Raw genomic sequence first — 26977 nt, forward strand, 5'->3', positions numbered from 1 at the left:
CATCGGCAATTCGTCGGGGCTCGCAGAGCATCAGCCCCGGGCGGAGACAAACGGGCGCACCCAACGCCCTGCGAATGCTGATCCGCACGCACTCGAGGAGGGGGCGACATGGCACGACGCCTCCCTTCTCAACCCCCTGTCCTCCCGGGTTTCTCGCACATGCACGTGCTCGGCTCGGGTGGTTTCGCCGATGTGTTCCTGTATGAGCAGAACATGCCGAGGCGACAGGTCGCTGTCAAGGTCATGCTGAGCGAGGTCGTCAACGACCAGGTTCGTCAGATGTTCCAGGCCGAGGCCAATCTGATGGCGCAGCTGAGCGCTCACCCCTCCATCCTCACCGTCTACCAGGCGAGTGTGTCGGCCGATGGGCGTCCGTATCTCGTGATGGAGCTGTGCTCGTCGTCGCTGAGCGAGCGCTATCGGCGCGAGCGCATCCCCGTCGCCGACGTCCTCCGCATCGCCGTCAAAATCGGCAGCGCCCTCGAGACGGCCCATCGGCAGGGTGTTCTGCATCGCGATGTGAAGCCGTCGAACATCCTGATGACCGCCTATGGCCATCCCGTGCTCTCCGACTTCGGCATCGCCGCCTCGCTCGGCGAGAGCGAACCGAGCGAGGTCGTGGGGCTGTCGATCCCGTGGTCGGCCCCGGAGGTCTTGCGTGACGACAGCTCGGGCACGATCGCTTCGGAGGTCTGGTCGCTCGGCGCCACGGTGTACTCGCTTCTCGCCGGTCGCAGCCCGTTCGAGGTGATGGGGGGATCGAACACCTCGAGCGACCTCATGGCTCGAATCGAGAAGGGTCGATTCCAGGCGATCGGCCGAACGGACGTGCCGTCCGGGCTGGAGGCGACACTCGCGCGAGCGCTCTCGCACCGACCCGAAAACCGCCAGGGTTCGATTCTGGAGCTGATCCGGGAGTTCCAGCAGGTCGAATCCGAGATCGGAGTCGCCCAGACCGCGATCGAGGTGGCGGTCGACGATTGGGCGCTGGCCACCGTCGCCGATCTCGAAGACCGCACCCGGGTGCGCGGTTCCGAGACGCCGACCTCGGGCTCGTCGAATCGACGGCGACGTCGTCGACCCGCTGCCTCGTCGACGCCCGTTTCGCGCACGCTCGACACCGGGGCGCGCAACTCGAATGCCATTCCCCGGTCGACGGGCACGCGCCCGGCGGGGCCGGTACGGCGTCGCCAGTACCTGTGGTGGGGCGTCATCGCGGCGGCGGCCGTGCTCATCGCCCTCGGGGGCGTCGCCACGCTCTTCCTCGTGCGATCGACGTCAACCGACATTCCACGGGTCAGCGACATCCAGGCGACGACCAAGGGATCGTCGATCGAATTCAGCTGGGCGGATCCGGGCATCCGGAGCGGCGATTCGTACCTCGTCACGCAGGGCACCGACTCGAGCACCCAAACCTCCTCGACGTTCCTCGCGCCCGTCGACTCCGGCCAGCAGGTCTGCATCACGGTCACCGTCACCCGCGAGGGCAAACCCGGGCAGGTCAGCGCCGAAAAGTGCGCTTCGCCGGAGGAGACCGGGTGAGGCGGCTCCTCTCGTATCTGTCGACCCACCGATCGTTTACCGCGACCGGTCTGGGCGTGGTGCTTCTGGCGGCCGTCGCGGCCACCATCGGCCTGACGAGCCCCGGCTACCAGGCCCAAAAACTCAACCTCGACGACGGAACCGTCTGGGTGACGAACCAGTCGCTCTCGGCCGTCGGGCGGGCCAATCCCGGTGTGCTCGAGCTGAACTCGGCCGTCCGATCGAGTAGCTCCGACATCTCCGTGGTGCAAGATCCCCAGAATGTCCTGCTGGTGAACCGGAGCGACGCCACGGTCGGCGTGGTCGACACGGCCACGGCCGAACTCGGTCAGACCGTGCCCCTTCCGCCCGACTCTCCCGACGTGCTGCTGGCGGGCGACACGGCAGTTGTTCTCTCGCAGAAGACCGGACAGTTCTGGACGACACCGGTCGACACTCTGGCCTCGTTCGACGCGCAGACCCAGGCCGAGCTCAGCCTCGGGTCGGCCGTGACGACGGGCATGAGCCCCTCCGGCCGTCTCTCCGCCTACTCGGCCGATACCGGCGAGCTCTCCATCGTCTCGTCGGTCACCCGGTTCGGGGTCACCGACCGTGCGCGCCTGAGTCTGCCCAAGCGTGATGCTTTCCAGGTCGCGACCGTCGGATCCCACTGGGCGGTTCTCGACCGGACCACCAAGACGCTCGTGGTCGACGGTCGCGCGGTGGAGCTCTCCGGCGAGATAACAGGCCGAGCGACGCTGCAGCGATCGGCGGATGCCGGATCCTCGATCTTGGTCGCGGGCTCTTCGGGCCTCGTCTCGGTGTCGTTCGGCGGCACGGTGACGAATCGGGTCGCCGATCAATCGGGAACACCGGCACGACCGGTCGTCGTCGGCGGCTGTTCGTACGCCGCATGGACCGATGGCGCGTCGTGGACCGACTGCCCGGGTGCAGGGGCGGCCGGTACTGGCGTGACCGAGCTGGCCTCGGTGCCGTCGTCGGCGGCGCTGGCCTTCGCCGTGACGGGTTCTCGGGTCGTGCTCAACGACACGGCCGGGGGACGGGCGTGGGCGATTCAGCGGGACGGCCAGCTCATCGACAACTGGGGCGACCTGATCGACGATCAGCGCGACCAGCAGAACGACGAGACACCCGTCACCGACGACAAAGAGAAGCTCGAGGTGCAGCAGAAGCCTCCCGTGGCGACTGCCGACAACCTCGGTGCCCGGGCTGGGCGAGCCACCCTGCTTCCGGTGCTTCTCAACGACTACGACCCCAACGGCGATCCGATCTCGATCGACTCGGTGGCCGATCCCACGTCGGCAGGCGCGACAGTGCAGGTCGTGTCGAACCGGCAGCAGATCATGCTGACGCTCCCCGCGGGGGCGACCGGATCGGTGACGTTCGACTACACGATCTCGGACGGCCGCGGTGGCACCTCGACGGCGCGGGTGAAGGTCGGAATCCACGGCGATGCCCTCAACGGCGCTCCCAAGCAGGTGCGGGCTCTCCGCGACGTCGTCTCGTCGTCGGGGCGGGTGACGGTCGACACTCTGGGATCGTTCGTCGACCCGGATGGCGATCCGTTCTACTTGACCGGCGCATCGGGTGGCGACGGGGGCACGGTCACGTTCAAGCCGACCGGCGAGGTCGTCTACCAGGATGCCGGCGACGGGCCGTCGACCCAAGAGATCGTGCTCTCGCTCTCGGATGGCCGCTCGACCGGCCGTGGAACCCTGCAGATCACCGTCGACGCCCCTGGCGCCACGCCCCTCCGCGCCGAGTCGTTCTCCGTCCAGGTCGACGAGAACCGCACGACCACTATCAATCCGCTCCGCTACGCCTCCGGCGGTTCCGGCGCGATCAAGCTGAACAGCGTCCCCGCGAAATCGGGCGTGACCATCACGCCGAGCTACTCGACGGGCACGTTCACCTTCGTCTCGGGCAACGTGGGCTCGCACCAGCTCGAGTACACAGTGACAGACGGTCAGAAGACCGCCACCGGCACGATCCGGGTCGACGTCCGCAGCCCTCTCGACCCGAACACGGCTCCGATCACGACACCGAAGACCGTCTTCGTGCAGACGCTCAGCTCGCAGTCGGTCGACATCACGGCGACCGACATCGACCCGGCGGGCAACGTGCTCATGGTCACGGCCGTCGATGCTCCGGCGACCGCGTCGGGAGTCCAGGTGCAGACCCTCGAGCAGCGCTACCTCCGGATCACGCTGGCGCAGCCCATCGAGGCCCCCGTCTCGTTCACCTACACGGTCTCGAACGGGCTCGCGTCGTCGACGGGCACCGTCACCGTGGTCGAGATCCCGAAGCCGTCGCAACTCCAGCCGCCGATCGCGACCAATGACCAGGTCACCGCCCGCGCCGGCCAAGCGGTCGACATCGACGTCCTCGCCAACGACGAGCAGCCCGACGGCGAAGACATCGTGCTCGAGCCGAAACTCGTCTCGAACGTCTCGTCGGGGGGAGGGCTGCTGTTCGTGTCGGGGGAGCAACTGCGGTACCTCGCGCCCACCACACCAGGAAACTTCACGGCCGAGTATGCCGTCGACGGGCCCGACGGTCAGAGGGCGACGGCTCAGGTCAGCATCTCGGTTCGCGAATCCGACCGCTCCACCAACCAGGCGCCGGTTCCGCAGACCGTGACGGCACGGGTCGTGGCGGGGCAGACCGTGCGGGTGCAGGTGCCCCTCGACAACATCGACCCCGACGGCGACTCCGTTCAGCTGCTCGGCGTCGACTCGAACCCGCAGAAGGGCAGCGTGTCGAGCGTCGGAGCCGGCGACATCGAGTACCAGGCGGGGAGCTACTCGGCTGGCACCGACACCTTCACGTACACGGTCGTTGACGGGCTCGGTGCTCGGGCGACCGGCACAGTGCGCATCGGCATCGCCCCGCGCGCCCAGGGATCGAAAGACCCGATCGCGGTGGCCGACGCAGTCACCATGCGGCCGGGCGGAAGCATTCTGGTGCGGGTCTTGGCCAACGACTCCGACCCCGATGGGCAGGCGCTGCGGGTCACGGCGGTTCGCCCGAACGACACGTCCGTGAAGGCGACGATCCTCGCCGACGGCGTGGTGCGGGTCACGCCACCCGCCAAGACGAACACCTACGGGCTCGTCTACACGGTGGCGAATGCCAGCGGCGGCAGCAGCTCGAACTTCATCACGGTCAAGGTCGACCCCCGGGCCGAGCTCAACTACCCCGAAGCCGCCGACAGTGTGCTTACGCTCAAAGACGTGCTGGGCCGCACGACAGTCGACGTCGACGTGCTCGCGAACGTGTTCTTCGCCGACGGAAGCGTCTCGAGCCTCGGCCTGCGCCTCGTCGACGGGTACGGAGACACGGCGAGGGTTCTTTCCAACAAAAGGATCCGGGTCACCGTCACCGCCCAAAGCCAGATCATCCCCTTCGCCGTCTCTCATCCCGACGACTCGCGCATCACCACCTACGCGTTCATCCGCGTGCCGGGCTCCGACGAGACGCTCCCACAGATCGACGAGACGGCGCCCGGGCTCTCCGTGGTCAGCGGCGCCACCCTCGACATCGACCTCAACGACCACGTCGTGGCAACGGGATCCAACGGGGTCCGGGTCACCGACAGCAGCACCGTTCGGGCTACGCACTCCGACGGAGCGAAGCTCGTGGTCGGCCCGAGTCGGCTTCGATTCACCTCGGCCGCTGGCTTCTTCGGCCAGGCGTCGATCTCGTTCCAGGTCACCGACGGCACCTCGGCTGACGACCCGAACGGTCACGTCGCGACGCTCGTGCTGCCCATCACGGTCACTGCCAGGCAGAATCAGCCGCCGGTCTTCCAGGCCTCATCGATCGATCTCGAGCCGGGGGAGTCTCGCACTCTCGACCTCCGACGTCTCACCACCTACAACTACCCGAACGACCTCGGGCAGCTCCGCTACGCCCTCACCACGTCGAGCGTGCCAGGCTTCCGGGTGGAGCTGACCGGCTCGAACCTCACCGTCTCGGCGACCTCGAGTGCCGTCACGGGCGACACGGGCCGGATCGGCGTCACCGTTCGAGACCGCACGTCGGCTGCGCAGGCCGGATCCGTCTCGATGACGGTCGTCCGTTCGACGAGGCCGTTGGCGATCGCCGCCGCCGACACCGCGATCGTCAAGCGCGGTTCGACAACGGTCGTCGACGTCCTCGCCAACGATCGGGCCGCGAACCCGTTCCCGGGTCAGGCGCTGCGCGTGATCGCGATCCGCGGCCTCGGCGGCAGCTCCCTGCCGAAGGGGGTGTCGGTAAAGCCTTCCGCCGACAAGAGCCGCCTGACCGTCACGGTGTCCGCGTCAGCGAGGCCGACGAACTCGAACCTGCAGTACCAGATCGCTGACGTCACAGGCGATCCGTCCCGGTACGTCTGGGGCAATGTCACGATCTCTGTGCAGGACGTCCCGGACGCACCGGCGGCACCCACGCGCTCGGGTACTTTCGTGGGCGGCGAACTGACGCTCGCCTACCAGGCGTCGGTGGCCAACAACTCCGCGATCACGTCGTACCGGCTCACGGGCACCTCGGGCTCGGCGACCTACGTCAAAGACTGCGGGACCTCCACCCTGTGCACGCTCACCGACCTCGAGCCCGGCGTGCGCTACCAGTTCTCCGTCCAGGCGATCAACGCCGTCGGAGCGTCGCAACCGAGTGCCCTGAGCTCGGCGTACAGCGCCGACTTCGTCCCCTCGGCCCCGACCGGGGTGACAGTCACCCCGTCGTCGACCACTCCGGGTGCGCTCGTGATCGCGTGGAATGCCGTGCCGAAACCGGCCCGAGGCACGTCGGTCGCCAGCTACGTGGTCGAGATCGCCGGCGACGGTGCCCCCGGATCGCAGACCGTACCCGCTTCGTCGACCTCGACCACGATCGGCGGGCTCACCCCGGGTGCGCAGTATTCGGTGCAGGTGTACGCCAAGAACGCCGCGGAGGTCGATAGCTCCGACGACTGGGCTCGCAGCGGCGCGGTCACGGGCTCACCCGTGGGCACGCCCGCGCCGGTCACCGGCATCACCGCGTCGAGCGACCGAAACGGCGCGATCACGGTGAGCTGGACGGCCGCGGGGAGCAACGGGGGCAGCGCCGTGAACTACGTGGTGGGGCGCGATGCCGCCGGATCCTCGACCCCCGCGTGCAGTGCCACCAGCAAGCCCGGCGCGATCTCGGGTTCGCTGCAGGCGACGTCGTACGTCGACTCCAACGCGTCGGACGGCAAGTCGTACACGTACTTCGTCTACGCCGACAACGGCTACTTCTGCTCGGCGGCGAAGTCGGACGGCGTGCAGAGCCTGGCGGCTCCGGGGCAGGCCTCGGCGTCAATCGCCGTAGCGCCCAGCACGACTTCGGTCTTCTCCGATGTCACAGTCGGCGATCTGTCTGTCGCCAGCGGAACGGCCGTGCTTTACCAGGTGCGGAGCTCGGGCGTCTGGACGACCGTGCAGCGCGGAGACCAGCTGACCAGCTCTCAAGATCGAAGTGTGTACGGGTCGCCTCAGACCTATACCGTTCGCGGCTGCCGCGATGCCGCTGCGACAGTGTGCGGGCCCGCCGGAACGAGCAATTCGGCCACACCCGTCAGCACCGATGTCGGAGCGACCTACACGGGGCCGACGGACCTCACTCTCACCGGCAGCTACGCGTTCAACTACGACCCGGCTGCGAACCCCGGCTACAGCAAGCTCGAATTCCGCTGTGTCGGCGGCGACTGGCAGGATGCGGTGAGCGGCGCGAACTCCTGCACGGTCGACGGAGGGGGTCTCCTTGCGCCGAGCCTCGATATCAGAGTGACCGCCAACGGGCAGACTTACGAGCACACGTTCTCCGACCCGGCCACACCGTAAGCCCCAGCGCCGCGATCGTCACCCACACCAAAGGAATCCCCCGAGCATGAGCATGACGCCTGAGCAGGCCACCTGGTTCGCCGATATCTTCGCGCGCCTCGTCGGCAACGTCGACAAGGTGCTGCTCGGCAAGTCGTTCGTGATCAAGCTGTCGTTCACGGCCCTTCTGAGCGAAGGCCATCTTCTGCTCGAAGACTTCCCCGGCACGGGCAAGACGTCACTCGCCCGAGCCGTCGCGCAGACCGTGCAGAGCGAGAGCTCCAGGATCCAGTTCACCCCCGACCTCCTGCCCGGCGACATCACCGGCGTCAGCATCTACGACCAGAAGACGAGCGAGTTCGAGTTCCACCGCGGACCGATTTTCGCGAACATCGTGCTCGCCGATGAGATCAACAGGGCGAGCCCGAAGACCCAGTCCGCGCTTCTCGAAGTCATGGAGGAGTCGCGCGTCACGGTCGACGGGGTGACGCACGAGGTGGGGTCGCCGTTCATGGTGATCGCCACCCAGAACCCCATCGAACAGGCGGGCACCTACCGCCTGCCCGAGGCGCAGCTCGATCGGTTCCTGATGAAGACCTCCATCGGGTATCCCGACCATGCGGCCACCCTGCGGATCCTCGAAGACTCCGCGGTTCGCGTTCACGAGGGCAGCCTGTCGCCAATCGTCGAGGCGGGAGTCATCGGCGAGATGTCTCGCCTCGCGCGAACGGTGCACGTCGATCCGGTCGTCGCCGACTACGTCGCCCGGATAGTCGAGGGCACTCGAACGGCTCCCGAAGTGCGCCTCGGTGTGAGCGTCCGCGGCGCTCTGTCCCTCGTGCGTGTCGCCAAGACGTACGCGGCGTCGACCGGTCGGCACTACGTGACGCCCGACGACGTCAAGCTGCTCGCCGAGCCCGTTCTCGCCCACCGGATCGTGCTCGATCCCGAAGCGGAGTTCGACGGAGTCACCGCCAGCAGCGTCATCAGCCAACTGCTGATCGAGATCGCGCCGCCCGCCGAGAGGGTCTCCGCGTGACCTGTGCGGCGGCGTACGCGTGACGCCGCCGGGAGAACGCGCTCGAACCGAGGGCTTGCGGGTGCAGGGATCGCCGGCGGAGCGGTCTCGCGCTGGGCGGCCGGGCCCCGATCGGGCGCGCGGCGAGAGCACGCGAAACGCCACTGCCGACTCGCACTACGGAACCAGCACGCAGGGGCTCACTAACGCCCGCACCCGGATCGTGGGCGACAGGCAGGGCTTCAGCGCCGACATCGTCGTGCTGATCGTGCGGCTAGGGCGCCGGCTCGCCCTCGTCTTCAGCCGGGGAGTCGAGGTGGCCTCGAGCGTGGTCACCCCGGTCGGCTGGGCACTGCTGATTCTCACCCCCGCCTGCCTCCTGGCGGGCTATGCGCTCGGTTGGGTCGAGCTCGTCACGGTCGGATTCGCGCTCGTCGTCATCCTGATCCTGGCGGTCGTCACGGCCATCGGTCGCAGCGTCTTCACGATCGCTCTCGATCTGCCTCACAGCCGGGTGGCTGTGGGTGATGAGGCCTCCGGTCGGGTGACCGTGAGCAATCCGACGAGGCGCCGCGTGCTCGGGATCACCGTCGAGATTCCGATCGGCGCCGGTCTGGTGGAGCTCACCCTCCCGGGCCTGCGCGGGGGTGAATCGGTCGACGAGACCTTCGAGGTGCCGACGAACAAGCGCGGGGTCATTCCCGTGGGGCCGGTTCGCACGGTTCGCGGAGATCCGATCGGCCTCGTCCGCCGCGAGCTCGACTGGACCGACGTCGTCGAGTTGTTCGTCCACCCGCGCACCATCGGCATTCCGTCGACGAGTACCGGGCTGATCCGTGACCTCGAGGGCAGTCCGACCCGCGACCTCTCGCCGAGCGATATCTCGTTCCATGCCCTTCGCGAATACCTTCCGGGCGACGACCGCCGCCACATCCATTGGAAGTCCAGCGCCCGCGCGGGCACCTACATGGTGCGGCAATTCGAAGAGACACGTCGCAGCCACATCGTGATCGCCCTGAGCCTCGCTAACGCCGACTTCGCCACCGAGGAGGAGTTCGAGCTCGGCGTCGGCGTGGCGGCGTCACTCGGGGTGCGCGCGATTCGCGACGCCCGGGAGGTCTCGGTGGTCGTGTCGGAGCGGACCCCCGAGTTCGCGAAGCGGAAGACCCTGGCCGTCCGTCCGCTGTCGACCCTCACCCCGACCCGTCTCCTCGACGATCTCTCGCTGGTGGCCTATTCCGAGGCCGCGCTCGGAATCTCGGACGTCGCTCGGGTGACGGGGGAGCAGGTCGCCGGCATCTCGGTCGCGTTCCTCGTGGTCGGCTCGACGACGGGTATCGGTGAGTTGCGCGCAGCCGCCTCGGCGTTCCCGGCGGGCGTCGAGACGGTGGCGATCGTCTGCGATCCCGAGACGGTTCCCGGCCTTCGTCGCGTCGCCGACATGACCGTGTTGACGGTCGGCTACCTCGAAGACCTGCAGAAGTCACTCGCACGGACGGTGGCGTCATGACCGTCGTCGACCGGAGAGAAACACCGACGACTGGATCGACGGCCCGCGGGCCGGGGCTCCGCCCGCGATCCACCCGGCCGAAGATCCGCACCGGTTTCGCCCTGGCCCAGACAGCCCTCTACTTCGTCGTCATGGTGGCGGCTAGCGCCACCCTCTGGCCCATCTACCGCAGCAGCGCCTTCCTGATCCTGCTCGTCGGCGGCTTCGCGCTCGGGGCGACCATCGCTCTCGCCGGTCTTTTTCTGCGGTTGGCGAGCGTCTGGATCCTCGCGCTTCTGATCGTGGCGTTCGGGGTCTTCGGGGTCGCTCTCGCGGTGCCGAACCAAGCGCTCTACGGGGTGCTCCCGACCGTCGACGGTCTGCGTGAGCTGGTCGGGGGCGTCGCGCTCGGCTGGAAGCAGCTGCTGACCATCACGCTCCCGGTGGGTGACTATCAGGCCCTGCTGGTCCCGGCTCTAGTGCTCGTGCTCGCCGGGACGACCGTGGGGCTCAGCACGGCGTTCCGCAGCCGCCGCGCCGAGCTCGCGCTCGTGCCGCCCGCGCTGATCTATCTGGTGGGCATCGTCCTCGGTCCGCGCGAGCCCCTCCTGCCCCTGGTCACCGGACTGGTGCTGCTCGCGGTGTCGGTGCTCTGGATCGTCTGGTGGAGGCTTCGCCGGCGGCGCCTGGCCATCGACCTGCTGACACGGGGAACGGCTGCCGGCCGCCGGAGGCCATCCGGAGGTGAGGCTCGCGGTCGGTCCGGTCACGGCGCCGTGGCACGCCGTGCCGTCGCCGGAACGCTGCTGACTCTCGTCGTCGCGACCGCCGCGGGAGCGGCTGTGACCGGTGCAATCGGTCCGAAGTCGTCCCGCTGGGTCGCCCGCGACGCCGTGCAGACGCCTTTCGATCCGCGCGACTACGTGAGCCCCCTCAGCGGATTCCGCGCCTACGAGCAGTCCGCCGAGGCCGACACACCCCAGATCACGGTTACCGGTCTCGGAGCGGGCGGTTTCGTCAGGATCGCCACTCTCGACACCTACGACGGCGTGCAGTACTCGGTCGGCAGCGACGAAGTCTCGACCGCTTCTGGCACCTTTACGCGCGTGCCCACGTCGATCGATCAGGCTCAGGTCAGGGGCAGGCAGGTCACGATCGATGTAGCCGTCGACGGCTACACGGGTGTCTGGGTTCCGACCGTGGGCAAGCTGGAGTCGATCGACTTCGGCGGCTCGAGAAGCACCGCTCTTCGAGACGCGTTCTTCTACAACGACACCACGGGCACCGCCGCCGTGCTCGGCGGGCTCGCACAAGACGACTCGTATCGGCTCACTGCCGTCGAGCCGCAACAGCCCTCGCGAGCGGCGCTCCAGTCGTTGACCCCCGGCGACGCCACTGTGCCTGCGCCGACGAAGGTGCCCTCGGCACTCACGGCCGCCCTCGAGTCGTACGTCGACGGGGTTCAGGGGCAGGGCCCACGCCTGCAGGCGGCCCTCGACGGCCTGAAGAAGAACGGGTACGTGAGTCACGGCGTCGGTTCCGACGAACCCGCCAGCCTCTCCGGCCACGGAGCCGACCGACTCACCCGCCTCTTCACAGACAACCTGATGATCGGCGACGGTGAGCAATACGCCGCGGCAGCCGCGCTGATGGCCGACGAACTCGGGTTCCCCGCGCGGGTGGTACTGGGATTCGCCGGCTCGTCATCGACGGGCGGCACGGCGACCTTTACAGGATCCGACATCACGGCTCGTATCGAGGTCGACACCGCCCAGTACGGCTGGGTCTCGCTCGACCCGAACCCGGAACCCCGCGAGATCCCGAAAGACCAGCAGGTCGATCCGAACCAGGTCTCCAGACCCCAGTCGGTGATTCAGCCACCCCAGCAAGAGGCCGACCCGCCGAACGATCAGACCCAACCGCAGAGCCGCCAGGACAGCCCCACCGACCCACCGGCCTGGATCGCCCTCGTGGTCGCCGCCGGCCGCATCGCAGGCTGGGCCGCCCTCATAGCAGGCCTGGTGATGTCGCCGTTCCTCGCGATCGTTGCGGTCAAGGGGCGTCGACGGGTGCGGCGGCGCCGGGCCCGTGACCCTGGCGTCCGCATGACTCACGGATGGCAGGAGTACCACGACGCCGTCGTCGACCACGGCATCCCCACCCCGGGCTCCGCCACGCGAAGCGAGGTCGCGGCGGCGGTCGGCAGCACCCGCGCCGGCGTTCTCGCTCGCGTGGTCGACCGGGCCGTCTTCGCTCCCGAGCCGCCGTCCGCGCCCGACGCGGATCGCGTCTGGAAGGCGGTCGGCGAGATGCGCACCCATCTCGATACCGGCCTCACGCGGTGGCAACGATTCCGGGCCGCGGTCTCGACGAGGTCGCTCCGTGGATACCATGGCCGGAAGCCTTTCAAGCGTTAGGGATCACTCACCACACATGCGTTGCCCCACCTGCTCGAGCCCGCTGCCCGACGGAGCCATGTTCTGCGGCCAGTGCGGTCGTGCCATCACCGCGGCCGACTGGGCTGCATTCCGTGCCGAGGCTCCGGTCGAGCAGGCACCGGTGGCGGCACCGCCGCGCCGCCCCTGGGTGTTGCAGGAGCCCCAGGCCACCGCTGTTCCGGCCGGCACACCCTGGTGGCTCGACGGCGAGCGCGGAGACGGTGCGCCTGAAGACGGCGTGCGCGAAGACGGCGCACCCGAAGGCAGCGCTCTTGAGGACAGCGAGTCCGGAGACGACGAGACGCCCCGGCGCCCCGACACGGGCACGGTGCGTCCGGCGTCCGGGCCGCTGTGGACGGCGTCGGTGACTCCGATCACGGTTGACCCCGCGGTCAAAGTGGATGCCCGCCCCACCCCGACCACGCACGACTCGATCGACGAAGCCGACGTCCCCGGCTCGCTCCCCGCTGCCGCGCAGACCGCCGACGCTCCTGAGGTGGTCGATCACGCGGCCGCCGTGGAATTGCCCGCCGACGATGACGACGACGAGGTCGAGGTCGCCGACGTCGCACCTGCGGTGGCGGTCGAGCCGGTGCTCGAGGATGAGTCGTCGGATCCTGAGCCCATTGCCGCTCCGCCCGGCGTTGACGTGGCTGCCGTCGAGGGCGATACCAACGTGATCGCCCCGCTCGTTGCGCCGACAACAGCGCGCGAATCGGCCGGCGCCGTGTGCTCGGACTGCGGCGCACCCCTGCACCAGGGCGATATCTTCTGTGGCGAGTGCGGGGCCGTGGTCCAGTCTGTAGCCGCCTCCTTCACCGGGCCCATCGTGCCGATCACCGGCACTGCTGCGGCACCATCGAGTGGACGGACCCCGTCGGAACGCCCCCTGCCAGAAGGCGCTCAGCCGGGACGCCCGCAGCCGGGTGAGACGCACGAGGCCCCTCCGGCCCCCCGGTCGGCTCCGCTGACCCCGACGCCCCTGCCGTCGCCGGTCGAGGTGTCTCCGCCTTTCGTGCCTGATCCTGTTCCCGCGCCCAAGCGACGACGCCTCTTCGGTCGTCGACAGCCGAGCGAAGCGCCGCAGTTGTGGTCGTCGTCGTCAGCTGCGCCCTCGCAACCCGCGTCCGATCCCTCTGTTCCTACTGCCGCCCCCGTCGAGCCGATCCGGCACGCGGGAACTCCCACGCACTCTGCTCCGACGGCCGCGCGCCGCACACCGCCCGCCTCGTCGCCGGAGGTGCCTCCTGTCCGCGTCGGCGACGTGCCCGAGGCCCTGGTCGATCGGCCCGTCAGCCCCCCGCAACCCCCTGTGCGAGCAGCCGAACCCGAGGCCCCTGCGGCGAGCCGCGCGGCGCAATCGGCAGTGCCGACCGTCGCCCCCGCGCCGCAGCCCTCGCCGTCGGCCGCGCCCTGGGCCGTGACCCTCGGTGCGCCGGCCGACGACGTCGAGAGCACTCGCATCGTGCCGCGTCGCGAGGTGGGGGAGTCCTTCATCCTCCAGTTCTCGACGGGCGAGAGTTTCACCGTTCAGGGAAGCGGCCTCGTCGGACGAGCGCCGACGCCGCAGCCGGGCGAGGCGATCGAGCTGCTCGTTCGGATCCTCGACCCCGGCCGATCGGTGTCGAAAACGCACCTCGAATTCGGCCAGGACGACGGCCACCTGTGGGTCGCCGACCGCTGGTCGGGCAACGGCACGATCGTGAAGGCACCGTCGCAGGAGGTCCGCCGGGCCGAGCCGGGCAAGCGGGTTCGCGTGCCCCGGGGAACGCGGGTCGAAATCGGCGAGCAGTTCTTCATCGTGAGCTGAGACGGGCTGCGAGCGCGACTCGCTGCACGCGATCACGACTTTCTGAGCGTGGGCCCGAGTCGCCGGGCGTCACCTCGTCTCCACAGACGAGGATCCGAGACCGTCTCACCACAAATCCCCGCATCCACGTCTGCCGAGGTGTCGCGACGGCTTGACTCGACGTATGAGCCACGTCCACCTCACCGCACCGCAGCCTCCGCCGGGTGCTCCGGCGCCGTCCTTTCCCATCGTCGCTTCCGCGGCCCTAGGCCTCCTCGTTGCAGTCACTCTGGCGCTCTCGCCTCCGACGCCGATGCTCGCGGTCGGCATGGGCGTGGTCGCACTCGCCGCCGTCGCGGAGGTACTCGTTCGCACGGCGCTGCGAGAGCGGCGTCGACGCGACGGGAGTGCCGCAGCGCGGCTCGACTTCGAGAGGCGTCTTGACGAGGCGATGGCCGAGGAGCTCGCTGGGCTCGTTCGGGGCTGCGATCCTCCTCGGGCGAGGAGCGTAGTCGTGGGATCGGGAGCGGTCGTGAGCGCGGTGCAGGTCGGGGGTGAGGCGGCTCCGCGGATCCTTGAGAGGGCCCCTCTCATTGCGTCAGCGACGCGAGTGCGCCTGTTCGCCCCTCCGGCACTCAGTGCGCTGCTTTCGTCCGTGGTCCGGCTCGGGGCCGAGACTCTCGTCGAGGTCTCACCGCCGGTGGCAGCTCTCGGTCTGGCTGTGCCGCCGGAGACGGTGGATGTCTGGGTCGGGCCCGACGGCATCGCCTGCGTGCGTGCAGCGGGGGAGTGCGGTGGCGCCTGGACCGCCCTTGAGCTCGGGGCCGTCGTACAGCCCCCGGCCGACCGACCAGTTCGCCCCGACCGGTCACGCCTCGGGAGCACCGCGTGACGCAGCCCCGCAGATCACCGCGCAAATCGGCCTCGGGCGTCAGTCGCGCAGCCCCGCAACTCAGCCGCACGGCCCCGCAATTCAGCCGCGCGAATCAGCCGCGCAGCCCCGCAAGCGCCGCGCCGGCCCGAATCCCGCCGACCACGACGCCGCCGCCGGTCACGCGCTCCAGCGTCTGGTCGAGCACGCGATCGACGGCGTCCGATGCGACGGCCCCTTCGGCTTCGAGCAAGCTCAGTCCTGCGAGTGTCCCGGCCCGGAGGTTGCCGTCGAGCACTTTCACGGCGACGGCCAGTCCCTCACGGCTTCCCATGATCATGACTCCCTCGGCACCCAGCTTCGCGAACAGGCCGGTCTCGTCGATCGTGACGGTGTTCGCGCGGCCTTCGCCGTCGAGGGCCCAGGCGTCGTCGAACACGGCGCGAACCAGGTGGCCGGCCAGAGGGTCGTCGTCGGTGTCGGCCGACCGCACCAGACGAGCCACGGCCCCCGCGAGCCCAGTCAGCGTCGCCGCGAACACGGGTGCACCGCAGCCGTCGACACCGGCGTGATCGACCGTCTCGCCGAGATAGTCGGCGACCGTCTCTCGGGCAGCCACCTGCAGCGGGTGGTCGAGGTCGTCGTACGAGCGCGGGTCCCAGCCGTTCTCGGCACAGGCGAGAAGAAAGCCCGCGTGCTTGCCACTGCAGTTCATGAAGATGCGTCGCTTGTCGCTCGCCGTCCGGGCGGTGTCGCGATCATACGGCCAGTCGGGCGGGCACAGCAGGTCGTCTTCGGTAGCACCGATCCGGGCCAGCATGCCCTCGACGACGGCCTGGTGACGCGGGGTCCCGGCATGGCTGGCGGTCGAAAGCACCGCCTCCGGCCCCTCCAGTCGCACGCCCGACCGCAGCACGGCGAGAGCTTGAAAAGGTTTGAGGCACGAGCGCGGATAGATCGAGGCGGCGGCATCACCGAGCGTTCGCACGATCCGCCCTGACGAGTCGACCACGGCGGCGGCGCCGATGTGGCGACTCTCGGCCATACCGGAGCGCTCGAGTACCGCGAGCTCCACGCTTCCCGACACCTCCAGCGGATGACGCGACGTGGCGGGCTTCGGATCCTGGTGCTCGTGACTCATGAGGCCGAGTGTAACTTTGACGGCATGATCGACCACACCTACGCGCTGCACACCGTCTGGACGGGCAATCGCGGCGAGGGAACCCGCGACTACCGCTCGTACGGGCGCGATCACACGCTGACCGTGACGGGCAAGCCCGAGATCCTCGGGTCGGCCGACAAGCCGTTCCGCGGCGACGTCGATCGCTGGAACCCCGAAGAGATGCTTCTCGGCGCCCTGTCGCAGTGCCACCTGCTGAGCTACCTCTGGGTGTGCACGACGGTCGACGTCGTCGTCACCGGCTACGTCGACGACGCCACCGGCACGATGGTGCAGACGTCCGACGGGGGCGGGCACTTCACCGAGGTCGTGCTGCATCCGACGGTCACGGTGGCCGACGAGTCGATGGTCGAGCGGGCGCGAGAGGCGCACCGGGAGGCGTCGGCCAAGTGCTTCATCGCCGCCTCGATGAACTTCCCGGTGCGCCACGAACCCACCGTCGTCGTGGCGAACGCTCAGCTTCCCGCCTGAAAGCTCAGCGACACTGGCTGGCGATGCCCAGACTCTCCGCTTTCGCCGCTCTCGCTCTCGTTCCCGCTGTCGCCGTCGCTCTGGCCGGCTGCTCAGGATCCCCGAGCACCTCTGCCACCTCGACGTCGACCCCGAACCCCTCGTCGACCGCCGCCGCCGAGACCCAGTCGTCGTGCGCGTCGCCCTCCGCGGGTACTGCGTCGAAGTCGGTAAAGGTCACCGGGAAGCTCGACGCCGCTCCCACCGTGAAGTTCGACAAGGGCCTGTCGGTCACGTCGACCCAGCGGTCGACCGTGATCGAAGGATCCGGCGAGAAGGCCCTCAGCGGCACCCTCCTCGACGTCGCCTTCACCATCTACGACGCCGAGACCGGCAAGAAGATCTCGACCGCCGGCTATTCGGGCTCCGCGGCCACCCAGTTCACGGTCTCGAAAGACCTCTACCTCGCGGGCCTCGTCGATGGGATGCACTGCGCCCAGGTCGGCTCCCGCACTGTGACGGTCGCCGACTCGGCCGACATGTTCGGCACGACCGGCAACGAGTCGCTCGGTGTCGCTGCCGGCGACGACATGGTCATCGTGATGGACATCCTGTCCAAGGTGCCGACGAAGGCGACCGGCACGACCGTGGCGCCGAAGAGCGGATTCCCGGCCGTGAAGCTGGCGGCCGACGGCAAGCCGACGGTCACGATTCCCAAGACGACGGCGCCGAAGTCGCTCAAACTCGAGGTGCTCAAGAAGGGCGACGGCGCCACCGTGAAGAGCGGCGCGACGGTCACCGTGCAGTACCAGGGCACGCTCTGGCGCACCGGCGAGGTGTTCGACCAGAGCTGGGGGAGCGGGCCCACCTCGTTCTCTACCGACAAGGTGGTCGCCGGTTTCAAGAAAGCCATCGTCGGTCAGACGATCGGATCGCAGGTCGTCGTGATCGTGCCGCCGAGCGAGGGCTACGGCTCGGCCGGCAACACGACCGCCGGCATCAAGGGAACCGACACGCTCGTCTTCGTGGTCGACATCCTCGCGCAGGGCTGATCACCTCGGCCTGAGGGCCAGACGGATTTCTCGACACCGGTTTCCGACGCGAACACCGCCCAATGACGGTGCAGAGACCGAAAGACGGGGCCAAGACCCAAAGACGGGGCCGATCAGCCGCCCGCAATAGGCTGACTGCATGCGACGCGTTACCGTTCTCGGATCCACCGGCTCCATCGGGGTCCAGGCCCTCGAAGTCATCGAAGCCAACCCGCACCTGTTCGAAATCGTCGGTCTCTCCGCCGGCACGAACGCCGAACTGCTGGCCGAGCAGGCGGCGAAGTTCGGCGTCGAGCACACGGCTCTCGGCACCGACGAGTCGGTGGCTCTCGTCCACGACGTCGAGACCGACGTCGTGCTGAACGGCATCACGGGCTCGGTAGGGCTCGGTCCGACCCTGGCCGCCCTCGAATCGGGGGCGACTCTCGCCCTGGCGAACAAGGAGAGCCTCATCGTCGGCGGCGACCTCGTCAAGGCGAAGGCGTCACCCGGTCAGCTCATTCCCGTCGACTCCGAGCACTCCGCGATCGCACAGGCACTCCGTTCGGGCACGCAGCAGGAGGTCCGCCGCCTGGTCTTGACGGCGTCGGGCGGCCCGTTCCGCGGGCGGACCCGCGACCAGCTCAAAGACGTCACACCGCGAGAAGCCCTCGCTCACCCCACCTGGGACATGGGCCTCGTCGTCACCACCAACTCGTCCACCCTCGTCAACAAGGGTCTCGAGGTGATCGAGGCGCATCTGCTGTTCGACATCGACTACGACCGGATCGACGTCACGGTGCATCCGCAATCGATCGTCCACTCGATGGTCGAGTTCGTCGACGGCTCCACGATCGCCCAGGCGTCGCCGCCCGACATGCGCCTGCCGATCGCTCTCGGCATGGCCTGGCCCGACCGCGTGCCGGGCGTCGGCAGGCCCCTCGACTGGACGACCGCCTCGGAGTGGACGTTTGCGCCCCTCGACTCCGTCGCGTTCCCCTCGGTCGATCTGGCCAAACAGGTCGGCCGTGCCGGGGCGACATTCCCGGCCGTCTTCAACGCCGCCAACGAGCAGGCCGTGCTCGCCTTCCACGCCGGTCGCATCGGCTACCTCGACATCCTCGACACCATCAGGGCAGTGGTCGACCTGCACGAGCCGGCGGAGCTGACGCTCGAGGGTGTGCTCGATGCCGAGCGCTGGGCTCGTGCGGCGGCGGACCGGATCCTCGGCTCCCGCTAGCTCGGGTCCAGAGACCGAAGGATCCGCCGACCCGCCGCGAGGCACAGCGACCTTGCGGCTCGTTCATGCCTTCCGTCCCGTACTGTGCCCTACGTGGAAACAGTCCTGCTCTATATCGTCGGCATCCTGATCGTCGTCGTCGGCCTCATCGTGTCGATCGGCCTGCACGAGATCGGCCACCTCATTCCGGCGAAGGCGTTTGGCGTGAAGGTGGGCCAGTACATGATCGGCTTCGGGCCGACGATCTTCTCGCGCACAAAGGGCGAAACCGAGTACGGGGTCAAGGCGATCCCCCTCGGCGGCTACATCTCGATGTCGGGCATGTTCCCACCGCAGAGGACCGCCGAGGTCGCGGAAGACGCCCTCGGCGCACCGGGTGAGCAGCATCGGGTCGCGGCGGGTCGCACCGCCACGACCGGCGTGTTCCAGACCCTCGTGCAGGACGCCCGCACGGCCAGCGCCGAGACCGTCGACGAGGGGGAGGAGCAGCGCACCTTCTACCGGCTCGCCGTGCCGAAGCGAATCGTCATCATGCTCGGCGGGCCCGTCATGAACCTGCTCATCGCCATCGTTCTGTTCGCCGTCGTGCTCTGCGGCATCGGCACGCAGCAGCCGACGACCACGGTGGGCTCGGTCTCGGCGTGCGTGCTGCCAGCGGGGTCGACCGAGACGACGTGCCCCGCGGGTGCAACCCAGTCGCCCGGGGCCGCGGCTGGCATTCGAGCGGGCGACCGGATCCTGAGCATCGACGGCACGACCGTCTCGAGTTGGGATCAGTCGACGTCGATCATCCAGAAGTCGTCGGGCCAGGCGGTCGACATGGTCGTGCTTCGCGACGGCGCACGGGAGACGCTCGAGATCACCCCGCTGCTGACGAAGCGCTACGTGACCGACGCGAACGGCAACTACGTCACCGACTCGTCGGGGGCGAAAGAGACCGAGGAGGTCGGGTTCGTCGGCATCGGCTCGGTCTACGAGCGGCAGCAGTCGCCCGTGTCGGCCGTGCTGCCGGCTGTCGGCAGCAACATCGCCAATGTCGGCCACCTGATTCTGAACCTGCCGCAGCGCCTGATCGGAGTGGCGCAGGCGGCCTTCGGCGGCGGAGAGCGCGACCCCAACGGCCCGGTCAGCGTCGTGGGCGTCGGCCGCATGGCCGGCGACGTGGCGAGCCTAAACTCGGTGCCCGTGCTCGACCGCGCCAGTGTGCTGGTGGGTCTGCTCTCCTCGCTGAACGTCGCGCTCTTCGTCTTCAACCTTATTCCGCTCATGCCGCTCGACGGCGGCCATGTCGCGGGAGCCATCATCGAGGGCGTGCGTCGCTTCTTCGCGAAGCTCTTCGGACGCAAGGATCCGGGGCCCGTCGATACGGCCAAGGTGATCCCCCTGACCTTCGCCGTGGTCGCCATCCTCGGTGCCATGAGCCTGCTGCTCTTCTACGCCGACATCGTCAACCCGATCTCGATCGGCTGAGCGTTCGAGAGACCGGCCTCGCCGTCGAGCCGATTGTCGGGCGTCGGGCTTACGATGTGAAACGTGCCTGCAGTCAATCTCGGAATGCCCAAAATCCCCGAAACCCTTGCCCCGCGTCGTAAGACGCGTCAGATCAAGGTCGGCAAGGTGCTCGTCGGTGGCGGCGCCCCCGTCAGCGTCCAGTCGATGTGTACGACCCCGACGACGAACATCAACGCGACGCTCCAGCAGATCGCCGAGCTGACGGCCTCCGGGTGCGACATCGTGCGTGTCGCCGTGCCGAGCCGTGACGACGCCGAAGCGCTGCCGATCATCGCGAAGAAGAGCAACATCCCGGTGATCGCCGACATCCACTTCCAACCCAACTATGTCTATGCGGCGATCGACGCCGGGTGCGCCGCAGTTCGCGTCAACCCGGGCAACATCCGCAAGTTCGACGATCAGGTCGGCAAGATCGCCGCCGCCGCCAAGGCCGCGGGCGTCTCGATCCGCATCGGCGTCAACGCCGGTTCGCTCGAGCCGAGCCTCATGCAGAAATACGGTCGCGCGACCCCCGAGGCGCTTGTCGAGAGCGCTGTGTGGGAGGCAAGTCTCTTCGAAGAGCACGACTTCCACGACTTCAAGATCTCGGTGAAGCACAACGACCCCATCGTCATGGTCAAGGCCTACCGCCTGCTCGCCGAGCGAGGCGACTGGCCGCTTCACCTCGGTGTCACCGAGGCCGGCCCGTCGTTCCAGGGCACCATCAAGAGCGCGACCGCCTTCGGCATCCTCCTCTCGGAGGGCATCGGCGACACCATCCGTGTCTCGCTCAGCGCTCCGCCCGCCGAAGAGGTCAAGGTCGGTCTGCAGATCCTCCAGTCGCTCAACCTGCGCGAGCGCAAGCTCGAGATCGTCAGCTGCCCCAGCTGCGGTCGCGCTCAGGTCGACGTCTACAAGCTCGCCAACGACGTCACCGATGGCCTCGAGGGCATGACCGTGCCGCTCCGCGTCGCCGTCATGGGCTGCGTCGTCAACGGTCCGGGCGAGGCGCGCGACGCCGACCTCGGTGTGGCTTCGGGCAACGGCAAGGGCCAGATCTTCGTCAAGGGCGAGGTCATCGCGACCGTCCCTGAAGACCAGATCGTCGAGACGCTCATCCGCGAGGCCAACCGTCTCGCCGCCGAGATGCCCCCGGGTGAGCTCGGCTCGCCGGAGGTCATCACCGCGTGACCGACGCCGCGACGACCACTCCCGAGTCTCCGGCCGACGGGGTGACTGCTACCGACGCTGCTCCTGTCACGGCTGCTCCTGTCACGGCTGCCGATGCAGCCCCCGTCAGCGCTGCCGAGCTCGAGCGCGCGGGTGAGGTCGTCGCCCGGGTGTCGAAGGCGTTCGCGGCCAAGGTCGTCGGGCAAGAGGGTCTTCGCGAGTCGCTTCTGATCGCGTTGATCACGGGTGGTCACGTCCTCCTCGAGAGTGTGCCCGGCCTTGCCAAGACCACCGCCGCCCAGACACTGGCGCAGGCGGTCGACGCGAGCTTCCGGCGAATCCAGTGCACCCCCGACCTGCTCCCCAGCGACATCACGGGCACACAGATCTACGACGCCCAGTCGTCGACGTTCGTGACCCAGCTCGGCCCCGTGCACTCCAACTTCGTGCTGCTCGACGAGATCAACCGGTCGAGTGCCAAGACGCAGAGCGCCATGCTCGAGGCCATGCAAGAGCAGCAGACGTCGATCGGCGGCACGGTCTACAAGCTCCCCAAACCGTTCCTGGTGCTCGCGACGCAGAACCCCATCGAGCAGGAGGGCACGTACCAGCTGCCCGAGGCACAGCTCGACCGGTTCCTTCTGAAAGAGATCCTCGACTACCCGTCGCCGGCCGAAGAGGCCGAGGTCATCCGTCGGATCGAGACGGGCGTGTACGACGACAACTCGGCGGCCGAGTCGACGGGTGTCCACCTCGACGACGTGACGTTCTTGCAAGACGTCGCCAAGCGCGTCTACATCGACCAGTCGATCGTCAACTACATCGTCCAGGTCATCTACGTCACCCGGCATCCGCAGGGCTACATCCCCGGAACGATGGCCGACTACGTGCAGTTCGGGGCGAGCCCCCGCGCCAGCATTGCGTTCACCCGGGCCGCCCGTGCCCTTGCGATCCTGAATGGGCGTGACTACGTCATCCCCGAAGACGTCAAGCATCTGCGGCACTCCGTTCTCCGGCACCGGTTGATCCTCGGCTACGAAGCCGCAGCTGACGAGGTGCGCCCCGAGACGATCATCGACGCCATCTTCGGCGCCGTTCAGACGCCGTAGCTTCATGGCGGGCCTCCTGTTCCGGGTGAAGACGAAGATGAGCCTCTTCGCGACTCGCAAAACCCTCGACCTGCTCGAGGGCGGCTACGCGTCGGTTCACCGGGGTCGAAGCCACGACTTCGACGATCTGCGCGCCTACGTCCCCGGCGACGAGGTGAAAGACATCGACTGGAAGGCGACCGCGCGACACGGCGAGCCCCTCGTCAAGCGCTACATCGCGTCGCGTCGGCACAGCCTGGTGCTCGTTGTCGACACCGGCCGCAACATGGCGGCCACCGCCGAGAGCGGGGAAGCGAAAAAAGATATCGCCATCATGGCGGCGGGCGCTCTGGCGTCGATCGCCACCGGTCACGGCGACGTCGTCTCGCTCGTGGTCGGCGACGAGAGCGGCGTCCAAAGTTTTCCGTCCGGCCAGAAAGACGAGCATCTCGAGCGCCTCCTGCGCGTCGTCGACGAGCGCATCACTCTCGATGCTCCCCACAGCGACGTCCTGGGGCTGCTCGAGCACGTTGCTCGCCGACTGACCACCCGTTCGATGATCCTCATCGTCACCGACGACGGGCGACTCACCGACGAGCACGTTTCCGCACTGCGTCGGCTCCGCGTCCGCCACGAACTCCTCTGGCTGACGATCGGGGATGCCGACCTCATGCGCCGCGCGACCATGGGCGCGCCGGTCTACGACGTGCAGGAGGTGGCGGCGCTTCCGGCGTACGTGCGCTCCAATCGATCGCTCCAGGTCCTCTTCGAGCAGACGGCGGCCACGACCGTCGAGGCGACCGAGCACGAGTTGCGTCAGCTGGGCGTCACGAGCCACCGCGTCGCATCACAGGGCGAGGTTGTCGCCGGCCTGTTCACCCTTCTCGAGAAGCAGCGCCGTGCTGGGCGATAGGGGCTTCTTCGGCCCCACCCAGTACGACCGCTGGGTGCTCTATCTCGTCGTCGGAGTCCTCCTCCTGGCGCTCGTCGCCGCCTGGTACGTCTTCGTCGTGCGCTTCTCTGCGACGAGAGTCCCTCGGCCGGTTGTCGAGGGCCCGGCACCTCGGGTCGATCTCCATGAACTCCAACGGAAGTACTCCGCCATGATCGACGAGGTCGGGTCGGAGTCCTCTGCAGGGCGTCTCGACGAGCGTGCCGTGCACAGCCGCCTCAGCCTGCTGCTCCGCTTCTTCGCCTCCGAGGCGGCCGGGGTTGACGCGCAGGTCATGACGCTCGACGACCTCCGTCGCACGCCGTTGCCGTCGGTGACTCGCGCAGTGGAGCGTTATTACCCGCCCGCCTTCCAGAAGCAGCACCCGGGAGATCCCGATGCCGCGATCGCCGAGGCGCGTCAGGTGGTGCACTCGTGGAGCTGATCTTCTGGTGGATGCCCCTCGCGGCCATCGGTGCCGCCATTGTCGGCGCCTTCGTCTACGTCCGCTGGCGCCGCCGCACTCGCGAGCGGCTCCACCGCGACGGAACCCCCGTCGCTCACAGCGAGCGGCTCACCGAGCTGCCGGAGTACCGCCGCGTCCTCCGTCGGTACCGAGCGCTCCTGTCCGCCCTGCTCGTCGTGGTGGTCGTCGCCTCCGGTGCGGGAGTGCTGCTCTCCTCCCGCGTGGCCAGTCGCGACGTCGTCGAGCCTCAGTCGTACAAGCGCGACATCATGCTCTGCCTCGACGTGTCCGGCTCGATGACCGACGTCGACGCGCGCATCGTCGACACCTTCGCCACGCTCGCCAAGGGGCTCGACGGCGAGCGGATCGGGTTGACGGTCTTCGACAGTTCGGCCGTGCAGGTCTTTCCGCTCACCGACGACTACGACTACGTGCGCAGCCAGCTCACGAGCTACCGCGACTCGTTCCGGTCGCAGGGGGAGAGCGGACTTCGCTACTGGACGGGCACCGACCTCGGCCAGGGCGCCTCGCTGATCGGAGACGGTCTCGCGTCGTGCGTACTGGGGTTCGACGGCGACGACTCGGGCAAGCGCCCGAAGTCGATCGTGCTGGCCACCGACAACTACGTCAACGGAAGCCCGATCCTGACGCTCACGCAGGGTGCCGCCCTCGCCAAGAAGCGTGACGTGCGCGTCTACGCGATCGATCCGGTCGACTACTCGGCCGACGGCTCGCCCGACAAGGTCGCCACCGAGCTCAAGACAGCGGTCGATTCCACCGGGGGTGGCTTCTACGGGCTGTCGTCGAGCGACACGGTCCCGTCGATCGTCCAGAAGATCGGCGCACAGGAGGCCGGGCTCTTCACGGGTGCCAAGCGTCTCGTCATCGCGGATCACCCGGCGCCCTTCGCCATCGCCGCTCTACTGCTTGTGATCGGTGCGCTGGGGTTGCTCTGGAGGGTGCGCCTGTGAACTTCCTCGTCTTCAAGCCCGTGCTTCCCTTTCCAGTGCTCGTCATCGCTGCCGTGGTCCTCCTCGGTTTCGTCGCCTGGCGCATCGTCGCCGAGCGGTCAAGTCGCCGTCTGGCGCTCGCCTGGGTCCGTCGCGGGGTGGTCGTGGCGCTTCTGATGGTCATCGCCGCACGCCCCGGAATCCCGGGCGGCACCTCGCAGGCCTCGGTGGCCGAGTTGAACGTGTTCTTCGTCGTCGACACCACGTCGAGTTCGGCAGCCGAAGACTGGAACGGCTCCAAGCCGCGCCTCGACGGGATGCGGGGCGACATCGAGGCTCTCACGGGCGAGCTCGCGGGGGCCCGTTTCTCGCTGATCACCTTCGACTCCGACGCCCTGCAGCGCGTGCCCCTCACCGACGATTCCTCCGCCGTCGTCTCGACGGTGAAGGCGATGCGACAGGAGATCACGACCTATTCGCACGGGAGCACCATCTCAGAGGCGTCGTCGCTGTTGACCGAAAAGCTCGAGGCCGCTCACAAGAGCGACCCCCGACGCGCGAACGTCGTCTACTACCTCGGCGACGGCGAGCAGACGGTCGAGGCGGCACCCGGTTCGTTCGCTTCGGCGCGCAACGCCACCGACGGCGGGGGAGTACTCGGGTACGGCACGGCGGCCGGTGGCCGCATGAAGGTGTTCGACGGCTACGGAGACCAGTACTCGCAGAAGGGGTACATCCAAGACCGGACCGCAGCCGGTTCGCCCGATGCGGTCTCGAAGATCGACCAGCCCAACCTCGAAGCCATCGCCTCCCAGCTTGGCGTGCCCTATCTGCACCGCGAGTCGGGTGCATCGCTCGCCTCCGTCGTCGACGACGAGAAGAAGGGCCACGTGGTGAGTTCTGCGGGACGCACGGAGAACACCCGCGACCTGTACTGGATCCTCGCCATTCCTCTCTTCCTCCTCCTCTTCGTCGAGATCGCCGTCGTCACCCGCGCTCTCGGCGACATCCGCCCGGCCCGCGTCGGCAGTCGCGCCCAGTCGAGAACGCGACCGGCCGGAGGTGTTCGCCGATGAGCACGACACTTCTGCCGCAGGTCGCACCGCCCCCGCCGCCCGACGGCATCGACGACGTCTCGGAGCCGCAGGTTCCGGCCGACCTCGCCGCCTACCGTCGGCGGTATCGCCGTCGACTCCTCTGGTGGTCGCTCGTTCCCGTGGTTCTGATCGTGCTGGTGGCACTCAAGCTGCTCAGCCTGCCCACCTTGGCCGCGCTCTCTCAGGCGACGTACGATCGCGGTGCCTACGAGCAGACCACGACCATCAGCGACGGCCTCGCTCCCGTCAACGTCATCGAGCCGTGGGTACGCCACTTCGAGCGCGGCACCGGGCTCGCCGGGGTCGGTGTGATCGTCGATGCCCGTGGTGAGTTCGAGCGGGCTCTGCAGCTGGTGCCGGTCGCGAACGTCCGGGCGGTCTGCAAGATCCGTACCAACCTCGCGCTCGTCGTCGAGCAACAGGGCGACAGCGCGCGCCTCGACGGCGACCAGACGAGCTCGGCGAAGTTCTACACCGAGGCCCTCGCACTAATCGACGCTTCGCCCGACGGCTGCTTCGACAACTCCGACGGAGCCGGAACCCCTCCCACCAAGAAGCCGCTCGACGACGAGAAGGCGCGCCTTCAGCAGAAGCAGCAGGGCTCCGGCGGAGAAGACGGCGGCCAAGGGCAGGGCGGCTCGAACCAGGGTGACCAGGGGCAGGGCGACCAGAACGGCCAAGGTGACTCCGGGTCAGGGTCCAACGGTTCCGGTCAGGGCGACAGCCAAGACGGCGACGGCTCGTCTGGTAGCACCGGCAAAGACCCGCTCGACCAGTTGCAGCAGCAGAACGGCGACGCCCAAAAGCAGCAGCAGGAGAACAACGATCGCAACCGGCAATTCGACCAGAACGACGGCGATTACTCCGGCAAGCCCTGGTAGCGGGCGCGATGGCCCGGTCTCGGCCTCGCT

The 26977-nt window shown here is 68.4% G+C and carries 19 protein-coding genes; 18 read left to right on the forward strand and 1 reads right to left on the reverse strand.

Annotation, left to right across the window (positions count from 1 at the left end; genetic code table 11):
* The first annotated feature begins 108 nt into the window (after window positions 1-108).
* From EDF39_RS16480 to EDF39_RS16510, 7 genes are all read left to right on the forward strand, one after another.
* On the forward strand, window positions 109-1542 hold the full coding sequence (locus EDF39_RS16480) for a serine/threonine-protein kinase (RefSeq protein ID WP_123944799.1): 1434 nt from the start codon (window positions 109-111) through the stop codon (window positions 1540-1542).
* Window positions 1539-7388 (forward strand): Ig-like domain-containing protein, encoded by a 5850-nt coding sequence (locus tag EDF39_RS16485; protein WP_123944801.1) that lies wholly within the window; start codon window positions 1539-1541, stop codon window positions 7386-7388. Before EDF39_RS16480 ends, EDF39_RS16485 begins: the two co-directional genes overlap by 4 nt.
* Window positions 7389-7434: 46 nt before the next feature.
* Window positions 7435-8406: a MoxR family ATPase gene (locus EDF39_RS16490; protein WP_055958518.1), complete on the forward strand. Its 972-nt coding sequence runs from the start codon at window positions 7435-7437 to the stop codon at window positions 8404-8406.
* Window positions 8407-8467: 61 nt separating this feature from the next.
* Window positions 8468-9895, forward strand: coding sequence for a DUF58 domain-containing protein (locus EDF39_RS16495; RefSeq protein WP_233573179.1), 1428 nt, complete (start codon window positions 8468-8470; stop codon window positions 9893-9895).
* Window positions 9892-12291, forward strand: coding sequence for a transglutaminaseTgpA domain-containing protein (locus EDF39_RS16500; protein ID WP_123944803.1), 2400 nt, complete (start codon window positions 9892-9894; stop codon window positions 12289-12291). Before EDF39_RS16495 ends, EDF39_RS16500 begins: the two co-directional genes overlap by 4 nt.
* Before the next feature lie 16 nt (window positions 12292-12307).
* Window positions 12308-14122, forward strand: a complete 1815-nt coding sequence (locus EDF39_RS16505) for a zinc-ribbon domain-containing protein (RefSeq protein ID WP_158613251.1) — start codon at window positions 12308-12310, stop codon at window positions 14120-14122.
* A gap of 163 nt (window positions 14123-14285) precedes the next feature.
* Window positions 14286-14993 carry a hypothetical protein gene (locus tag EDF39_RS16510; protein ID WP_123944807.1) on the forward strand — a complete coding sequence of 236 codons (708 nt, stop codon included), beginning with the start codon at window positions 14286-14288 and terminating at the stop codon, window positions 14991-14993.
* 94 nt (window positions 14994-15087) lie between these two features.
* On the opposite strand, the gene EDF39_RS16515 is transcribed toward EDF39_RS16510, so the two are convergent.
* Window positions 15088-16113, reverse strand: a complete 1026-nt coding sequence (locus EDF39_RS16515) for an asparaginase (protein WP_123944809.1) — start codon at window positions 16111-16113, stop codon at window positions 15088-15090.
* A 24-nt stretch (window positions 16114-16137) separates the two neighbouring features.
* Here EDF39_RS16515 and EDF39_RS16520 point away from each other — a divergent pair, with 24 nt between their 5' ends.
* From EDF39_RS16520 to EDF39_RS16570, 11 genes are all read left to right on the forward strand, one after another.
* Window positions 16138-16623, forward strand: coding sequence for an OsmC family protein (locus EDF39_RS16520; RefSeq protein ID WP_123944811.1), 486 nt, complete (start codon window positions 16138-16140; stop codon window positions 16621-16623).
* A 23-nt stretch (window positions 16624-16646) separates the two neighbouring features.
* On the forward strand, window positions 16647-17654 hold the full coding sequence (locus tag EDF39_RS16525) for an FKBP-type peptidyl-prolyl cis-trans isomerase (protein ID WP_123944813.1): 1008 nt from the start codon (window positions 16647-16649) through the stop codon (window positions 17652-17654).
* A 139-nt stretch (window positions 17655-17793) separates the two neighbouring features.
* Window positions 17794-18873: a 1-deoxy-D-xylulose-5-phosphate reductoisomerase gene (dxr, locus tag EDF39_RS16530; protein ID WP_123944815.1), complete on the forward strand. Its 1080-nt coding sequence runs from the start codon at window positions 17794-17796 to the stop codon at window positions 18871-18873.
* 93 nt (window positions 18874-18966) lie between these two features.
* Window positions 18967-20343, forward strand: coding sequence for an RIP metalloprotease (locus EDF39_RS16535; protein ID WP_123944817.1), 1377 nt, complete (start codon window positions 18967-18969; stop codon window positions 20341-20343).
* 63 nt (window positions 20344-20406) lie between these two features.
* Window positions 20407-21555 carry a flavodoxin-dependent (E)-4-hydroxy-3-methylbut-2-enyl-diphosphate synthase gene (gene ispG / locus EDF39_RS16540; RefSeq protein WP_194604263.1) on the forward strand — a complete coding sequence of 383 codons (1149 nt, stop codon included), beginning with the start codon at window positions 20407-20409 and terminating at the stop codon, window positions 21553-21555.
* 41 nt (window positions 21556-21596) lie between these two features.
* On the forward strand, window positions 21597-22643 hold the full coding sequence (locus EDF39_RS16545; protein ID WP_055961900.1) for a MoxR family ATPase: 1047 nt from the start codon (window positions 21597-21599) through the stop codon (window positions 22641-22643).
* A 4-nt stretch (window positions 22644-22647) separates the two neighbouring features.
* Entirely contained in the window at window positions 22648-23535 is an 888-nt protein-coding gene (locus tag EDF39_RS16550) for a DUF58 domain-containing protein (RefSeq protein ID WP_123944819.1), read from the forward strand.
* Complete coding sequence (locus EDF39_RS16555) at window positions 23522-23998, forward strand: hypothetical protein (RefSeq protein ID WP_055958490.1); 477 nt, start codon at window positions 23522-23524, stop codon at window positions 23996-23998. Before EDF39_RS16550 ends, EDF39_RS16555 begins: the two co-directional genes overlap by 14 nt.
* Complete coding sequence (locus tag EDF39_RS16560; protein WP_123944821.1) at window positions 23989-24990, forward strand: VWA domain-containing protein; 1002 nt, start codon at window positions 23989-23991, stop codon at window positions 24988-24990. Before EDF39_RS16555 ends, EDF39_RS16560 begins: the two co-directional genes overlap by 10 nt.
* A complete protein-coding gene (locus EDF39_RS16565) occupies window positions 24987-26045 on the forward strand; it encodes a vWA domain-containing protein (RefSeq protein ID WP_123944823.1) in 1059 nt (352 codons plus the stop codon). Before EDF39_RS16560 ends, EDF39_RS16565 begins: the two co-directional genes overlap by 4 nt.
* Window positions 26042-26947 carry a hypothetical protein gene (locus tag EDF39_RS16570; RefSeq protein WP_123944825.1) on the forward strand — a complete coding sequence of 302 codons (906 nt, stop codon included), beginning with the start codon at window positions 26042-26044 and terminating at the stop codon, window positions 26945-26947. Before EDF39_RS16565 ends, EDF39_RS16570 begins: the two co-directional genes overlap by 4 nt.
* Window positions 26948-26977: the final 30 nt, after the last annotated feature.

The sequence above is a fragment of the Frondihabitans sp. PhB161 genome (genome assembly GCF_003814635.1).
Taxonomy (GTDB): Bacteria; Actinomycetota; Actinomycetes; order Actinomycetales; family Microbacteriaceae; genus Frondihabitans.

What these genes read in the sequence shown, in the direction of transcription:
- EDF39_RS16490 (WP_055958518.1), top strand. Translation starts at nt 7,435, where the DNA reads ATGAGCATGACGCCTGAGCAGGCCACCTGGTTCGCCGATATCTTCGCG.
- EDF39_RS16480 (WP_123944799.1), top strand. Translation starts at nt 109, where the DNA reads ATGGCACGACGCCTCCCTTCTCAACCCCCTGTCCTCCCGGGTTTCTCG.
- EDF39_RS16520 (WP_123944811.1), top strand. Translation starts at nt 16,138, where the DNA reads ATGATCGACCACACCTACGCGCTGCACACCGTCTGGACGGGCAATCGC.
- EDF39_RS16505 (WP_158613251.1), top strand. Translation starts at nt 12,308, where the DNA reads ATGCGTTGCCCCACCTGCTCGAGCCCGCTGCCCGACGGAGCCATGTTC.
- EDF39_RS16550 (WP_123944819.1), top strand. Translation starts at nt 22,648, where the DNA reads ATGGCGGGCCTCCTGTTCCGGGTGAAGACGAAGATGAGCCTCTTCGCG.
- EDF39_RS16515 (WP_123944809.1), bottom strand. Translation starts at nt 16,113, where the DNA reads ATGAGTCACGAGCACCAGGATCCGAAGCCCGCCACGTCGCGTCATCCG.
- EDF39_RS16510 (WP_123944807.1), top strand. Translation starts at nt 14,286, where the DNA reads ATGAGCCACGTCCACCTCACCGCACCGCAGCCTCCGCCGGGTGCTCCG.
- EDF39_RS16500 (WP_123944803.1), top strand. Translation starts at nt 9,892, where the DNA reads ATGACCGTCGTCGACCGGAGAGAAACACCGACGACTGGATCGACGGCC.
- EDF39_RS16525 (WP_123944813.1), top strand. Translation starts at nt 16,647, where the DNA reads ATGCCCAGACTCTCCGCTTTCGCCGCTCTCGCTCTCGTTCCCGCTGTC.
- EDF39_RS16570 (WP_123944825.1), top strand. Translation starts at nt 26,042, where the DNA reads ATGAGCACGACACTTCTGCCGCAGGTCGCACCGCCCCCGCCGCCCGAC.
- dxr (WP_123944815.1), top strand. Translation starts at nt 17,794, where the DNA reads ATGCGACGCGTTACCGTTCTCGGATCCACCGGCTCCATCGGGGTCCAG.